This is a genomic window from Pseudomonas sp. TJI-51 (genome assembly GCF_000190455.2).
Lineage (GTDB): Bacteria > Pseudomonadota > Gammaproteobacteria > Pseudomonadales > Pseudomonadaceae > Aquipseudomonas > Aquipseudomonas juntendi.
In genome coordinates this window covers 1-260 of record NZ_AEWE02000176.1, presented here as the reverse complement: position 1 = coordinate 260, position 260 = coordinate 1, and the positions used below count along the sequence as shown (strand labels likewise).

At 60.4% G+C, this 260-nt stretch carries 1 protein-coding gene; it reads left to right on the top strand.

What is annotated here, in order from left to right:
- The coding region (locus G1E_RS26375; RefSeq protein WP_177329627.1) for an immunoglobulin-like domain-containing protein at positions 1 to 260 on the top strand (260 nt) is incomplete at both ends.

The following is a 260-nucleotide window of genomic DNA, read 5'->3' as shown; positions in this document are numbered from 1 at the left end:
GGCAAAGATACCGTCAGCACCTCCGTGACTGACGAGCCGGGTACTCCGGGTAACCCAGGCGGCAACAACGAAGGTGACTTGGTCAAAGTCAGCATCGTGGCCGATCAAGTCTCGGTCAACGAAGCAACCGAACCAACCTTCACCGTTACCTTGAATAAGGCGCTCGACAAGCCGTTCACCGTAACCCTGAGCACCGGTGCGACCCTGACCTTCGCGGCAGGCGAGACCACCAAGTCCTATGCCGCTCCGGCGCAGGGCGA